Source organism: Kitasatospora sp. NPDC114501 (assembly GCF_055633695.1).
Window position 1 is genome coordinate 81,700 of sequence record NZ_JBVKDS010000004.1, and the last position, 14,251, is coordinate 95,950.

Consider the following 14,251-nt stretch of genomic DNA (forward strand, 5'->3'; position numbering starts at 1 on the left):
GGCGGCGAGACCGAGGACGGTCGCGGTGGCGAGCAGGGCGATGGCGGTACGACGCATGGTCCCCCCATGTCGTGACGACTGTGACAGGGGGAACCGTAGCGACCGGCCCCGAAGAGTGCGGGCCCCGTGGTCAAGTCGTGATGCAGCCGTAAAGCATGCGCATCCCCGAAGCACCGGCGTCGGCGGTCGGCCGAGGAGCGGCCGCGCCGGAATCTCGGCGCGGCCGTTCGTATCCACGCCCTATGATCCGGCCCCGGGGGGAAGACCGCTGAGCTGCTACGACACAGCCGTGTCCGCTCCCTTCGGCGGCGCGTTCCCGTGTCGCCGATTCGACGACCGGGAGACGAAGACTCGGTGATACTCACTCAACGCCTGGGCCGCGGGCTGCTGGCCGGCGCCTCGGCGCTCGTGCTGGCGCTGCTGCCCGCGGGCCTCGCGCCGACCGCGGCGGCTGCCGTGCCGGCCGGTGACGGGGCCGGGCCGACGCCGGTGGACCTCGACACCACGCGCGCCTTCTCGGACACCTTCCAGCTGGACCCGGCCCGGGACACCGACCCGCTGTACGGGCTGAACGTCGGGCTCGACGCCCGGCAGTCGGTCCCGGCCGGGCAGCACGGGATCTCGTACACCCGGGTCTCCGGCCGCTGGGACACCTCGGTCGCGCCGGACCAGTGGTTCGTCCAGACCAGCCACCCGGACCACCCCAACCGGCTGCTGTTCGCCAAGGGCATCTCCGCCGTGATGCTCGGCGCGCCGGCCGTCGCGGACGGCACCGGCCACTACACCGTCTCGACGGTGATCGACCCGGTCGTCGGCGACCGGGGCGGCGACGACTGGGGCTCGATCGTGCTGAGCCGCAGCCACCGCAGCAACGGGTACGTCACCGGCGGCGACGTCGACCTCGGCCTGACCGTCGGTTCGGGCGGCCGGCTCGCCCTCTTCCACGGCGGTGGCGGCGAAACCCCCTTCTGGACCGGCACGGTGGCGCCCACGGCGCAGTACGCCGTCTCGCTCACCGTCTCCACCGGGGCCGACCGGGCCGTCACCCTGACCGTGAACGGCACGCCGTTCGCGGTCTCCGCACCGGCCGGCGTGACCCGCTGGCCGGGCAGCGAGTTCCTCTACCTGGGCGCCTACCTCTCCACCGAGGACCGGGTCACCACCTTCGGCGACGGCGCGGGCCACGGCCTGGACGTCAGCAGGGTCGACACCGGTGCCACCCGCAGCGCCAAGCCGCTCGTCGACACCTTCGACGGCGCACCCAACGCCACCGCCGACCACGGGCTCAACCAGGACCTCAGCGCCCGCCAGCCGAGCCTGATCTCCGCCGACTACACCGCCGTCTCGGGCGTCAAGGGCCTGGCCCTCGACCCGCCGGCGGGCTCGGTACAGGTCAACAGCCCGGCCCACCCGAACGTGCTCTCGTTCCCCCAGGGCACCTCGGCCGTCCGCCTGAACAAGCCGGCCACCTCCGACGTCCCGACCGGCGCCTACACGGTGCACGCCGTCCTGACCCCCGTGGCCGGCAGCACCTCCGGCCAGGACTGGGCCTCCCTCGCCGTCAGCAACGCCTCCGGCGGCACGGGTGCCGTGGACGCCGAGGACGTCGCGCTCGGCCTGCGCGTCCAGGCCGACGGCGGGCTGACGCTCTTCCAGGGCGGCACGCCGACCGCGCTGGCCCCCGCCGCCCCGGCCGGCTCCTACGAGGTGTCGGTCGCGCTGGCGACCGGCGACAAGCAGCAGGCGACCGTACGGGTCAACGGCGCGACGGTGTTCTCCGGCCGCACCGCCGCCCGACTGCCCCGGGACGGCTACGTCTCGCTCGGTGCCCACCATTCGGCGGCCGGCCAGGTCACCACGGTGGACGACCTGCGGGTCTCCATGCTGGGCGGGCTCGGCTACTACGGCTTCTTCGACATCCGGGACCCGGACTGGCCGAACAACGGTGTCAACCACGCGCCGGAGGTGGCGCGGTGGACCAACTTCAACACCTACCTGCGCGACCAGGACCGCCGCCTGGAGTTCCTGGAGCAGTGCCTGCCCGCGTCCTGCGTGATCGACCTCAACCAGGAGACGGTCATCCCGCGCTCGCCGGGTGACTGGCAGTTCGCCCCGAACCCGAACGCCGCGCAGAACCTGCTCGACCTGGTGCAGCGGATCGGATCGAACATCGACAAGATCGCCGCCGTCGACCTGACGGACGAGGCCTACTCGCACGGGCTGAGCCCCGCGCAGGTCCAGACGCAGGCGGAGCAGATCAGGGCCGCGTTCCCGGACAAGATGCTGATCATGAGCCTCGACCGCTGGAACGCCGAGCAGACCGCGCCGATCCCGTCCACGGTCGACATCGTCGGCTTCGACTACTACTGCGTGGGCCGCGGCGAGATCCAGTGGCGGCTGGCGAACCTGAAGACCTTCCTCTCCTCGCCGGACCAGCACCTGATGCTCTTCCCGGAGTCCACCAACGAGACCGGCGTCGCCGACAACTGCTACCCGGGGAAGACCGACGCGGACATCGCGGCGTACAACGCCGAGTACCGCGCGATCGCCGCGCAGGACCCCCGCGTCGTCTACCTGCAGAACTTCCGCTGGCTGGGCCCGGACCAACCGGCCAAGGTGCCGCTGACCGTCGCGGCGCAGCAGCGGATCGGCACGGCCGTGGTCAACGCCACGCCCACGCCGGCGCCCGCCTCGGTGGGCGTGTACCGGACGTCGGACGGCAGCTTCGGCGAGGCCGCCCACAACGGCTGGTACACCGGCCGGACCGTGTTCGGCGGCGGCGGCGACGCCGTCCCGCTGACCGGCCACTGGAACGGCCCGGGCACCGACACCATCGGCGTCTACCACCCCGACACCGCGACCTTCCAACTGTCGGACGACAACGCCACCGTGGCCGCCACCTTCTCCTTCGGAGCCGCCGGTGACATCCCGCTGGTCGGCGACTGGAGCGGGCAGGGGCGGAGCACGGTCGGCGTCTACCGGCCCAGCGACCAGTTCTTCTACCTCTCCGACGACAACTCCACCGTCAGGTACCGGATCAAGCTGGGCAATCCGGGCTGGAAGCCGCTGGTCGGCGACTGGGACGGCAACGGCACCACCACCGTCGCCGTCTACGACCCGCAGACCCAGATCTTCTACCTGAACGACTCCAACGAGAACGAGCACCCGCGCCCGGGCGTCAGGTTCGGCAACCCCGGCGACGTCCCGATCAAGGGCGACTGGGACGGCACCGGCAAGGAGACCATCGGCGTCTACCGGCCCGGCGACCAGACCTTCTACGGCGCCGCCGAGAACTCCGACCTGGTGGTCTACCGCACGAAGTTCGGCATCCCGGGCGACGTCCCGCTGGTCGGCAACCGGGGCTGACGCCCCGGCCCGCTCGTCCGTCCGTCCGTCCCACCGGGCGCCCTGCCTGCGTTCGGCTTCGGCAGGGGTGAGGACCAGCTCGTCGCCGCCGCAGAACTACGCGCTGGAGCCCCGCCCCGCCGTCTCCGCGGTCGGAGAGCGCCTCGGTGAACTCGCCGCCGGTGCCGGCGCCGGACGGCAGAAGTTCACCAGGGCACGGCGCGGGACGCGTCGGCACGGCCACTGACCGGGCTTCGCCCTGGTCCCGCCCGGTCACTTGACCAGGCGGGACCACTCGGCCGGCTGGGCGGGGTCGAGCTGGCGCAGCTTGTCGAGGACCTTCGGGTCCTGGGCGTCCAGCCAGTCGGCGACCTGACGGAAGGAGACGCAGCGGACGCCCTCGCGCTTGCAGACGCTCTTCATCACGTCCTCGACGGCCTGCATGTAGATGCCGCCGTTCCAGGACTCGAAGTGGTTGCCGATGAAGAGCGGGGCGCGGCTGCCGTTGTAGACGCGTTCGAAGCCGGCGAGGTAGCTCTCCCGGGTCTCCTTCTCCCAGGTGTCGTACTTCTTGGGGTCGCCGTTGGTGGTGTTCCCGGACTGGTTGGCCAGGAAGTTGAAGTCCATCGAGAGGCTCTGGGTCGACTTGCCGGAGTAGGGGAGCATTTGGAGAGGGAAGTTCCAGATGCCGTCCTTCTTGACGGGCCAGACCTGGAACTCGCCCGGTGAGCTGGCGTCGTAGCGGAAGCCGGCCGCCTTCTCGGCCGCCAGCAGGTTCTTCTGGCCCTCCAGGCAGGGGGCGCGGCCGCCGACCAGCTCCTTGGTGTAGTCGAAGGGGAGCGGCGGGAGGTCCTTGAGGCCGGTGTTGGTCTTCCAGTTGGTGACGAAGGAGATCGACTGGTCGAGCTCGCTCTTCCACTCCTCGGTGCTCCAGTCGCCGCCGCCCTTGGGGCCGCAGAAGTGCCCGTTGAAGTGGGTGCCGATCTCGTTGCCGTCCAGCCAGGCCAGGCGCACCTGTTCCAGGGTGTCCTTGATGTGGGGGTCGGTGGCGAAGTCGATGGAGGCTTCGCCGGGCTTGTGCTGCGGCGGCTGGTAGAGCGTGCTCTTGGACTTGGGGAGGGTGTAGAGGCCGGTCAGGAAGAAGGTCATCTGGGCGTTGTTCTCCACACCGAGCTTGCGGAAGCGGGAGAACAGCCGCTCGTCGCCCTCCAGGCCGCCGTCCCAGGAGAAGACGACGAACTGCGGCGGCTTCTCGCCCGGCTTGAGCCGCTCGGCCACGGGCTGCGCGGGCTGCGGGCCGGTGTCGGAGGTGGAGCCGTCGCCGAGGACCTTGACCTGGCCGTCCCAGGTGGGGGTGGGAGCGGGCGGCGGTGGCGGGGCGGGGGCCTCGGTCGTGGTGCTCGCGGCGGGGCTGGACGGCGTGGTGCCGGTGGCGGCGGAGGGTCTGCTCTGCGTGCCGGAGCATCCCGTCGCGAGGGCGGAGGCCCCGAGGACCCCCGTTGCCAGCAGGATGGCCGAGCTGCGAGCAGTCCGCACCGGACCCCCATTTCTCTGATCTTCGATCAGGCGGTGTTCTGAAGACGATCGATGGATGTGATCATCAGAACACTTTTGATCGAACTCTGTCGAGGCGGATCCGGCACGGCTGTGTGTAGGGAGCAACTCCCTTACGTCGCAGGGAGGATGGCGGCTCGGAGGATCCGGTGGAAGGCCTCGGCGGCCACACCGAGGAGCGATTCGAGTTCCTGGCCGCGCGACAGCGGTTGCTCAAGCGCCCTGAACCGGCGCCCATTCATGCGGTGATAGACGAGAGTGGCATTCGTCGGCCGGTGGGTGGCGCCGCGACCATGTGGGCGCAGCTCGAGTCGTGCGGCAGGACAACGACTGTCAGGGCGTGGGAACGGCCTACGATCGGTTGCAGGTGGAAGCGCTGACCAGAACCGCGTCCCTCGACCTGCTCCACAAGGCCAGGAAGGAGCTCTGAGCCATGAGGGTGCCGCAGCTTTCCGGCCAAGTTCGTGGCATGGCCACGGCATTCCGTACCCAATCGTTCCGGTCCCGGCTAGGGTCGCTCCAGCCCGACGAACACCCCGGCGCCACACGGTCCTCGTGTGGCGCCCCCGTGGGCCTTCCCGATTGGACCGGTGTGCCATGAACAGGACGTACTACCGCCCGCTGGACCGTCCGTCGACCACGACCCGCCGGAGCCGGCTCGCCTCCGCCGCAGGGGCCGCCGCGGTACTCGCCTGCGTCGCCACCGGGATCGCCGTCGGCACCGCCGGTGCCGCGACCGCCGCTCCCGGCTCGGTCCCCGCGCCCGCCACCACCGTGTACGGCGTGGCCGGGGCCACTCAGCCCGCCGAAGCCCGCTGAGCCGGGAGCGGCGCCCTCGACTCACACGTGGCAGCGCACGTTGACCAGCAGGGTGTCGCCGGGTAGTTCTACGAGATAGGCCAGCAGATCCTGGCGCCTGCCGGAGACCGCCGGCTCGTGGGTGCACGTGGCCCGGCCGTGGCAGGCGCCGTGCAGCGGATCCTCGTCCCCGTCGCACCACCATCCGTCGAGGGTGAGCACGCCGCGCGGCGGCAGCAGGCTGAACGCGTACGCCAGCGTGAACTCCTCGCGGCCGCGCTCGCCGATGCCGACCGGGTCCCAGCCGAAGGTGAAGTGGTCGCCGAGGTCGCGCCGGTCGAGGGCCGGCGCGACCTCGGCCCAGGCGCGTACGGCCGGCTGCGCCCGGAAGTCGGTGGCCTCCTGCGAACCCGGGTAGGACGCCCGGGTTCCGCCGGCGGCGAGGTGGCGCCCGTGGAACACGGACTCGCCGTGCGTGACGGGGTGTTCGGCGGCCACCGCCTGCCAGCGGTCCCACACCAGGCCGGTGTGTGCGGCGGCCTCCGCGCGCTGCCGGTCGCGGAAGTCGATCAGCTCGCGCGGCCCGCCCGCGCACAGGCCGGGTTCCGTGTCGTCCGGCGTGCCGTCGTGGAACGGCCGCCCGGCGACCAGGCGCGGGTCGCCCTCGTGGCCGGGCAGGACGGGCAGGCCTCCGCCGCCGGTGATCCGGTAGCTGTCCCACACGTCCCGCTCCGCGGCGCCCACGCCGTCCGACGCGAAGGGCCGCATCGCCTCCGCGACCGCCTCGTCCACCCTGGTCGCCTCAGCGCCGGGCAGGCACACGATGATCCTCATTCCAGCCACCCCGGCAGGGTAGGGGATGTCCTGCGGATTCCTCGGCGGAAAGATGATCTGCGGGCTTCGTCGGGGGCTCGGGCAGCTCCGCGGGGCATTCAGCACTTCGCGCGGTCGTTCGTAGGAGCCGCCGCGCCCGGGTGGGGCGCTGTCGGTCGTTCCGGTGCGTGGCATTGACAGGGGGCGCCCGCGGTTGAATGCTAAGCAAGCGCTTAGTCAACAGATGCCGCCTGGAGGAGCCGCCCGATGGCCGAGACCCCCGCCGACCCGCCCGGCCTGGACCTGGCCCGACTCCGGTCCCACCTGGAGCGCGAGCTGCCCGGCACCCTCCAGGGCGCGCTGCGGGCCGACCTCATCGAGGGGGGCCGCTCCAACCTCACGTACCTCCTGGGCGACGGCGCCTCCCGCTGGGTGCTGCGCAGGCCCCCACTCGGGCACGTCCTCGCCACCGCCCACGACATGGGCCGCGAGTACCGGGTGATGACCGCGCTGCGCGACACCGGAGTCCCCGTTCCCCGGACGCTCCTGCTCGACCAGGGCGAGGAGGTGCTGGGCGCGCCCTGGTACCTCATGGAGTACGTGCCCGGCACCGCCCACCGGGACGCCGCCCCGCTCGCCGCCCTCGGCGAGCAGCGGGTGCACGCGCTCGGCCGCAGGCTGGTCGACACCCTCGCCACCCTGCACCGGATCGACCCCGCCGCCGTCGGCCTCGCCGACTTCGGGCACCCGGACGGCTACCTGGAACGCCAGCTGCGCCGCTGGGCCAAGCAGCTCGCCGCCTCCCGCAGCCGCGACCTGCCGGACCTGGACCGGCTGGGCGACCTCCTCGGCCGACGGCTGCCGGCCTCGCCCGCGCCCGCCCTGGTGCACGGCGACTACCGCCTGGACAACGTGCTGGTCGACGCGGACGACGACATCGCCGCCGTCCTGGACTGGGAGATGTCCACCCTCGGCGACCCGCTCACCGACGTCGGCCTCCTGGTGATGTACACCGAACTCGCGGGCGTCGGCGGCGGCATCATCCCCTCCGCCATGACCGCCCCCGGCTTCCCCGGGCCCGACGAGATCGTCTCCCGCTACGCCGACGCGACCGGCCGCCGGGCGGAGGACCTCGACTGGTACGTCGCCTTCGCCTCCTTCAAGCTCGCCGCCGTCGCCGAGGGCATCCACTTCCGCTTCCAGCAGGGCCGCACCCTGGGCGCCGGCTTCGAGCGCGCCGGCGAGATGGCCCCGATCCTCGCCCGGCACGGCCTGAGCACCCTCAAGGCCTGAGCGCCCCCATGGCCTGAGCACCCCAGGGCCTGAGCACCCCAGGGCCTGAGCCCTTCAAGGAGAACTGAGCACCGATGGACTTCGCCTACGACGCCCGGACGAACGAACTCCGCGAGCGACTGCTCGCCTTCATGGACGAGCACGTGTACCCAGCCGAGCCCGTCCTCGCCGCCCAACTCGCCGGGCGGGACCGGGACCGCGACCCCTGGGCCGTCCCCCCGGTCGTCGCCGACCTCCAGGTCGAGGCCCGCAAACAGAACCTCTGGAACCTCTTCCTCCCCGGCGAACCGGGCGCCGGCCTCACCAACCTCCAGTACGCGCCGCTCGCCGAAATCACCGGCCGCAGCATCCAGTTGGCCCCGCCCGCGCTCAACTGCGCGGCTCCCGACACCGGCAACATGGAACTGCTCGCCCAGTTCGGCAGCGCCGAGCAGCGCGAGCGATGGCTGCGCCCGCTGCTCGACGGCGGGATCCGCTCCGCCTTCGCGATGACCGAGCCCGAGGTCGCCTCCTCGGACGCCACCAACATCGCCACCCGGATCGAACGGGACGGCGACGAGTACGTGATCAACGGCCGCAAGTGGTACATCACCGGGGCGATGAACCCCGACTGCCGGATCCTCATCGTGATGGGCAAAACCGACCCGGCCGCCGAGCCGCACCGCCAGCAGAGCATGGTGCTCGTCCCGCGCGACACCCCGGGCGTGACGGTGAAGCGCGGCATGACGGTCTTCGGCTACGACGACGCCGACCACGGCGGCCACGCCGAGGTGCTGTTCGAGGACGTCCGCGTCCCGGTGGAGAACCTGATCGGCGAGGAGGGGACGGGCTTCGCCATCGCCCAGGCCCGGCTCGGCCCCGGCCGGATCCACCACTGCATGCGCGCCATCGGCATCGCCGAGCGGGCGCTGGAGCTGATGTGCCGCCGGGCCGGCGAGCGGGTGGCGTTCGGGAGGCCGCTGGCCGAGCAGGGCGTGGTGCAGGACTGGATCGCCGAGTCCCGGGTGCGGATCGAGCAGCTGCGGCTGCTGGTGCTGAAGACCGCCTGGCTGATGGACACCGTCGGCAACCGGGGGGCGCACACCGAGATCCAGGCGATCAAGATCGCCACCCCGCGCACCGTCGAGTGGATCCTCGACAAGGCCGTCCAGGCCCACGGCGCCGCCGGTGTCAGCCAGGACACCCCGCTCGCCCAGCTCTGGGCCGGCAACCGCACCCTGCGGCTGGCCGACGGCCCGGACGAGGTGCACAAGCGCTCGCTGGCCCGCCGGGAGCTGCGGAAGTACCGCTAGCCGCCGCCGGGCATGCCGGTGCCGCGGCGCCCGAGGCGCGCCGCGGCACCGGCCCGACGTGGTGAGCCGGCTCCTACAGCAGCAGGAGGATGTCGATCTGCCCGTCGGGCCGGGTGGCGATGGTCGCCTCGCCCGGGCCCTGGGCGGGGTCGACGTTGAGGTAGGCGGCTGCGGCGTCCGCGTCCGGCTTGATGACGTGACGCCAGGTCTTGGTGCCTGCGGCCTCCCTCACCAGCGACTTCTTGTGGTCCGCGTCGGACGCGCCGGCCTGGGTCATGGATCGCTCCTTCGAGTGGCGGCTGAGGGCGCCGCCCCGACCGGGCGGCAGCTGGAAGCTAGCACCGGCGGTGGTCCGGAACGCCGAGTACCGGCGGTGGTTCGGCATCGAACCGCCGCACATTCCCCCGGACGGCCGACGCGGGCCCGCGCGGCCACCCGTAGGGGAGTGATACCCGGGTACTCAGGGTCCTCGGGGACTGGTTGGCCCCCTGGTATGACGGCCGCGACCTGTCCCCGACCGTAGTGTCCTGAGTGTTCGGTGATCGGGAAGACGGAGGAACACCATGGGCATTCCGGGACGGGCCGTGGCAGCGGTGGTACTGGCGGCGGCAGCGGCCGTGGGCACGATCGGTGCGACCGGAGCGGTGGCGGCGGCGCCCGGGGAGGGAAGCCCCGGGCGGCAGGCGCGGGCCTGGCTGCCGGAGCCCAGCGGGCCGTACCCGATCGGGACCACCGCGCTGCACCTCACCGACACCGGACGGGAGGACCCGTGGCACCCCGGGCAGCGGCGCGAGCTGATGATCAGCCTCTGGTACCCGACCTCCCGCCCGGCCGCCGGCGACGAGCGCGTCCCGTACATGGAGCCCGCCGCCGGGAAGCACTTCGACGGCCCGGACGGCGTCGGCCTGCTCAACTACGGCACCGCGCCCGGCCGCACCGACTGGTCGGCGATCCGCACCCACGCCCGCAGGGACGCCCCGGCGCTGTCCGGCGGCCCGCGCCCGGTGGTGCTGTACTCGCCCGGCCTCGGCGACCCGCGCACCTGGGGGACGGCGCTGGTCGAGGACCTCGCCTCGCGCGGCTACGTGGTGGTCACCGTCGACCACACCTACGAGGCCTCCGAAGTCGCCTTCCCCGGCGGCGACCTGGCCCCCTCGGTGCTCCCCGGCATGCTCGGGCAGCCCGACCTGGACATCAGCGCGGTGCTGCACAAGGCGATGGACACCCGGGTCGCCGACACCCGCTTCGTGCTGGACCGGCTCGCCGGGCTGGGCGAACGGCCGGGCCTGCCCACCGGGGTGGCCGGGGCCCTCGACCTCGGCCGGATCGGCATGGTCGGCCAGTCGGCGGGCGGCTTCACCGCGCTCCAGACCATGCACGACGACCCGCGGATCACGGCCGGCGTCAACATGGACGGCCAGCTGCACTTCCCCGGCCCCGACGGCCACACCGGCGTCGTCCTGCCCAGCGTCGCCGAGGACGGCCTGAACCGGCCGTTCCTGCTGATGGGCACCGGGAGCGAGGACTCCGGGAGCTACCGCGACCAGCCCGGCTGGAACGCCCTGTGGCAGCACAGCACCGGCTGGCACGCCGACGTCACCCTCACCGGCTCCCGCCACGGCTCGTACACCGACGCCCAGCCCCTGCTGCCGCAGCTCGCCCGGCAGGGCGTGCTCGACGCCGAACAGCTGCGCAAGGACGTCGGCGACATCCGCCCCGGCCGGGCCGAACTCGCCACCCGCTCGTACGTCGCGTCCTTCTTCGACCGCTGGCTGCGCGGCCAGGACGACCACCTGCTGGACGGGCCCTCGGCGCGCTTCCCGGAGATGGCGTACGAGCGGTAGCCGCCCCGGCCGCAGCGCCCTAGCGTCGGCCGCCGGCCGCCCGGATCGCCGCCGTGATCAGCCGGTGGTTCTCCGGGCCCGCGCCGTACCCCGACGGCAGGCCGAAGCGGCGGCGGGTGTACGCGTAGGCGATGCCGCTGTCCGGGTCGGCGAGGGCGAGGGAGCCGGTCGCCCCGCTGTGGCCGAACGCGTTCGGGCCCAGGGCGCGGTAACGGCCGCTCAGCTCCTCGAAGCCCAGGCCGAAGACGTCCTCGTTGCCGGTGACCAGGTCGGTCCCGCGGTAGTGGACCCGGGCGAACTCGGCGACGGTCTCCGGCTTCAGCAGCGGCGCCCGGCCGTCCACCGCGGAGATCGCCGCGGCGTACATCCCCGCCGCGCCCCGGGCGGTGCCGACCCCGCCGGAGGAGGTCGGTCCGAGCGCCCGTACGGCCCGGGTGTTCGCGAAGGCCACCATGTCCTGCGGCCCGGGCGCGTTCCGGTTGAACGCGATGCCGGTGATGCTGTCCGGCGCCACCGCGCCGGCGGCGAGCCGCGTGGCCTCCTCCGGCGTCGGCAGCATCGGCAGCACCTCGGCGTAGCGCGGTTCGAGGGCCTCCGGCAGGCCGAGGTGGAAGTCGAGGCCGTACGGCGCCCGGATCCGCTCCTCGTAGATCTCCTGGATCGAACGGCCCGTCACCCGCCGCACCACCTCGCCGGTCAGCGCGCCGATCACGAAGCCGTGGTAGCCGTACGCCGTACCCGGCTCCCAGAACGGCCGCTGGCCGGCGAGCCGGGCGGCGATCAGCCGGTCGTCGGCCAGCTCGGCGGCGGTGAAGCCGCCGTCGACACCGACCACGCCGGCCCGGTGGGCGAGCAGCTCGCGCAGGGTGAGCCGGTCCTTGCCCTCGGCCCCGAACTCCGGCCAGTACGCGGCCACTTCCCGGTCGAGGTCGAGCACGCCGTCCTGGACCAGCAGCGCCACCACCAGGTGGGCGGCGCCCTTGGCGATGGAGTAGAGGCCGGTCAGGGTGTCCGCCGTGGTACCGGGGCCGGCCCACAGGTCGGCCACCCGGCGGCCGTCGAGGTGGACCACGAGCTGCGCCTCCGGTGCGACGCGCTGCTCGCCGAGCACCGCGGCGAACTCCTCCCGCACGCCCTCGAACCCCGCCGCCACCGTCCCGTGAACGCTGCTGTCGTCGTGCGCCATCGCCTGCTGCCCCCGCCGTCGGTCGACTGCCGGTCGTCCGCCGGCCGGAGAGCAACAACAGCCGTACGAGGACGGCCATTCCCGCGGGGACCGGAGTCCGCCCGAACGGGTCAGCGGATCTCCGAGCCCGGGTTGGCCTCGTCCCACGCGCGGCGGGAGGAGACGATCGCGTCGTGGTGGTCGTACGACCAGTCCGTCATCGCCCGCACCAGGTGGGTCAGGCTGTGGCCGAGCGCGGTCAGCTCGTACTCCACCTGCGGCGGGACGGTCGGGTGGACGGTCCGGGAGACCACGCCGTCGCGCTCCAGGCGGCGCACGGTGAGGGTGAGCATCCGCTGCGAGATGCCCGGAAGCGCGCGTTGCAGCTCGCGGAACCGCCGTACGCCCTGGGCCAGTTCGACGACGGTGAGGACGGACCACTTGTCGCCCAGGCGGTCCAGCAGGTCGCGGATCCCGCAGTCCACGCCGTCCTCGCACCAGACCACCGGGCGAGGGGTGGTTACCGCGGTGTGCCCTGCTGACATGAAAGTGCCTCCTTACGCCGGACGCCCAGGCTATCGAGGATGGTCGCGTCGCCGACGACCGATCACCCCTGGAGGAACCCATGCTGCTCGTCACCGGAGTCAACGGAGGCCTGGGCGCGCTCGTACTGGAGCGGCTCGCCGGGCGGGACGGCGTCGTCGCCGGCTCCCGGACGCCGGAGAAGGTGCCCGACGGCGTTCCGGCCCGGCTGGTCGACTTCGACCGGCCGGACACCCTGGCGCGGGCCTTCGCCGGGGTGCGGACCCTGCTGCTGATCTCGGCCGGCGCCGCCGAGGACGACGTGGTGATCGCCCGGCACGGCGCCGCGATCGAGGCGGCGGAGCGGGCGGGCGTCGAGCAGGTGATCTACACCAGCCTGTCCGGCGACGGGGACCACCTGCCCTACGCCCTCGCCCACCGCTGGACGGAACGGCGGCTGCGCGCGTCCGCCACGCTGCGCTGGACGGTGCTGCGCAACGGCCTGTACGCCGAGTTCCTGGGGGCGATCGCCGCGCCGGGACCGGACGGGGTGATCGGCGCCCCGCTCGGGGACGGGAAGCTCGCGGCGGTGGCCCGGGCGGACCTGGCGGAGGCGGCGGTGAACGTCGCCCTGGCACCCGCCGGGCACGCGGGCCGGACCTACGAGCTGGTGGGGGAGCGGGCGTTGGGCGGTGCGGAGCTGGCCGAGGCACTCGGCGCCGAGTACCGGCCGGGACGGCTCGCCGAGGCCCGGGCGGCGGTGGCCGCCTCGGACGCGCAGGCCTTCCAGGTACCGATGCTGGTGGGCACCTACTCGGCGATCGCCCACGGCTTCCTCGCCGGCCCGGGTGGGCCGGGCGACCTGGCGGCACTGCTCGGCCGCGAGCCCCGCCCGGCCCTGGAGGTCATCGCCGACGGCCGGTGAGGCGTCGCCCGGCGCGGACCGGTGGTGCCGGCTCCCGCACCACCGGTCCGCGTACGGCGTACGGCTTACGGGCAGAGGCGGTGCGGGGTCGGGGTGCACTCGGGGTCGGGGTCGACCGGTCCGGTGCCGCCGGGGCGGAAGTTGGACCACCACAGCGGCGTGCTGCCGTAGTAGACGACCATGTTCCCGGAGTTCTGGATGGCGAGGTAGGCCCCCGGGTGGCCCCAGGTCTGGGCGTTCCACACCGCGCGCATGGCGGCGTCGTACGCGACCAGGTTGCCGTCGGCCTGGATGTAGAAGTACGAGCCGACGCCGTACGTGCCGTTGGCGGTCCAGATCGCGGCCCCGTTGTGGTACAGCACCACGTGCCCGTCCCCCTGCTGGTACAGCACGGTGCCGCCGTCGGGCGAGGACCAGCTCTGCCCGCGGCTCAGGCCCGCGGTGCCCTGGACGACCGTCTGGTCGGCGTCCGACACGGCGGTGGCGGTCGCGCTCACCGCGGCGGCCCCGGAGGTGGTCCCGGCGGCGGTTCCGGCCGGTGCGGCCTGGGCGGCGGCTCCGCCCAGCAGTCCGGCCGCCATCAGCGCGGCGGCCAGCACGGCGCCGGCCCGGGGAGCGAGGGTGCGCGGGTTTCGCATGGGGTCTCTCCTGAAGTCGCTCGTACCGCGAGCAGGTTGCCGCGGTCCTGGGAGCCGCGGCG

General features: G+C 73.2%; 13 protein-coding genes. 7 read left to right on the forward strand and 6 right to left on the reverse strand.

Translation table 11 applies throughout. The annotated features are described in order from the left end of the window. The first annotated feature begins 354 nt into the window (after window positions 1–354). Window positions 355–3,366 carry a hypothetical protein gene (locus tag ACZ7RU_RS09555; protein WP_470340303.1) on the forward strand — a complete coding sequence of 1,004 codons (3,012 nt, stop codon included), beginning with the start codon at window positions 355–357 and terminating at the stop codon, window positions 3,364–3,366. Between the two features lie 252 nt (window positions 3,367–3,618). On the opposite strand, the gene ACZ7RU_RS09560 is transcribed toward ACZ7RU_RS09555, so the two are convergent. Then, window positions 3,619–4,881, reverse strand: a complete 1,263-nt coding sequence (locus ACZ7RU_RS09560; protein ID WP_470340304.1) for a polysaccharide deacetylase family protein — start codon at window positions 4,879–4,881, stop codon at window positions 3,619–3,621. 167 nt (window positions 4,882–5,048) lie between these two features. On the opposite strand from ACZ7RU_RS09560, the gene ACZ7RU_RS09565 reads away from it, so the two are divergent. Together ACZ7RU_RS09565 and ACZ7RU_RS09570 are read left to right on the forward strand one after the other, a co-directional pair. Next, window positions 5,049–5,279 (forward strand): Scr1 family TA system antitoxin-like transcriptional regulator, encoded by a 231-nt coding sequence (locus ACZ7RU_RS09565; protein WP_470340305.1) that lies wholly within the window; start codon window positions 5,049–5,051, stop codon window positions 5,277–5,279. Between the two features lie 217 nt (window positions 5,280–5,496). After that, on the forward strand, window positions 5,497–5,718 hold the full coding sequence (locus ACZ7RU_RS09570) for a hypothetical protein (protein ID WP_470340306.1): 222 nt from the start codon (window positions 5,497–5,499) through the stop codon (window positions 5,716–5,718). Window positions 5,719–5,739: 21 nt separating this feature from the next. Here ACZ7RU_RS09570 and ACZ7RU_RS09575 read toward each other — a convergent pair whose 3' ends face one another. Further along, window positions 5,740–6,531, reverse strand: coding sequence for a hypothetical protein (locus ACZ7RU_RS09575; RefSeq protein WP_470340307.1), 792 nt, complete (start codon window positions 6,529–6,531; stop codon window positions 5,740–5,742). Between the two features lie 246 nt (window positions 6,532–6,777). On the opposite strand from ACZ7RU_RS09575, the gene ACZ7RU_RS09580 reads away from it, so the two are divergent. Both ACZ7RU_RS09580 and ACZ7RU_RS09585 read left to right on the forward strand, forming a co-directional pair. Next, window positions 6,778–7,803 carry a phosphotransferase family protein gene (locus ACZ7RU_RS09580; RefSeq protein ID WP_470340308.1) on the forward strand — a complete coding sequence of 342 codons (1,026 nt, stop codon included), beginning with the start codon at window positions 6,778–6,780 and terminating at the stop codon, window positions 7,801–7,803. Between the two features lie 74 nt (window positions 7,804–7,877). Then, on the forward strand, window positions 7,878–9,095 hold the full coding sequence (locus ACZ7RU_RS09585) for an acyl-CoA dehydrogenase family protein (RefSeq protein WP_470340309.1): 1,218 nt from the start codon (window positions 7,878–7,880) through the stop codon (window positions 9,093–9,095). Window positions 9,096–9,168: 73 nt separating this feature from the next. On the opposite strand, the gene ACZ7RU_RS09590 is transcribed toward ACZ7RU_RS09585, so the two are convergent. Beyond that, entirely contained in the window at window positions 9,169–9,372 is a 204-nt protein-coding gene (locus ACZ7RU_RS09590) for a hypothetical protein (protein ID WP_470340310.1), read from the reverse strand. A 286-nt stretch (window positions 9,373–9,658) separates the two neighbouring features. Here ACZ7RU_RS09590 and ACZ7RU_RS09595 point away from each other — a divergent pair, with 286 nt between their 5' ends. Further along, window positions 9,659–10,939, forward strand: a complete 1,281-nt coding sequence (locus tag ACZ7RU_RS09595; protein ID WP_470340311.1) for an alpha/beta hydrolase family protein — start codon at window positions 9,659–9,661, stop codon at window positions 10,937–10,939. Between the two features lie 19 nt (window positions 10,940–10,958). Here the strand turns inward: ACZ7RU_RS09595 and ACZ7RU_RS09600 are convergent, their stop codons facing one another. Next, complete coding sequence (locus tag ACZ7RU_RS09600) at window positions 10,959–12,125, reverse strand: serine hydrolase domain-containing protein (protein ID WP_470340312.1); 1,167 nt, start codon at window positions 12,123–12,125, stop codon at window positions 10,959–10,961. A 110-nt stretch (window positions 12,126–12,235) separates the two neighbouring features. Beyond that, on the reverse strand, window positions 12,236–12,649 hold the full coding sequence (locus tag ACZ7RU_RS09605; protein WP_470340313.1) for a winged helix-turn-helix transcriptional regulator: 414 nt from the start codon (window positions 12,647–12,649) through the stop codon (window positions 12,236–12,238). A gap of 80 nt (window positions 12,650–12,729) precedes the next feature. Between ACZ7RU_RS09605 and ACZ7RU_RS09610 the strand changes: the two genes are divergently transcribed. After that, window positions 12,730–13,551 carry an NAD(P)H-binding protein gene (locus ACZ7RU_RS09610; RefSeq protein WP_470340314.1) on the forward strand — a complete coding sequence of 274 codons (822 nt, stop codon included), beginning with the start codon at window positions 12,730–12,732 and terminating at the stop codon, window positions 13,549–13,551. A 65-nt stretch (window positions 13,552–13,616) separates the two neighbouring features. Here the strand turns inward: ACZ7RU_RS09610 and ACZ7RU_RS09615 are convergent, their stop codons facing one another. Then, window positions 13,617–14,189, reverse strand: a complete 573-nt coding sequence (locus ACZ7RU_RS09615; RefSeq protein ID WP_470340315.1) for a hypothetical protein — start codon at window positions 14,187–14,189, stop codon at window positions 13,617–13,619. Window positions 14,190–14,251 lie beyond the last annotated feature (62 nt).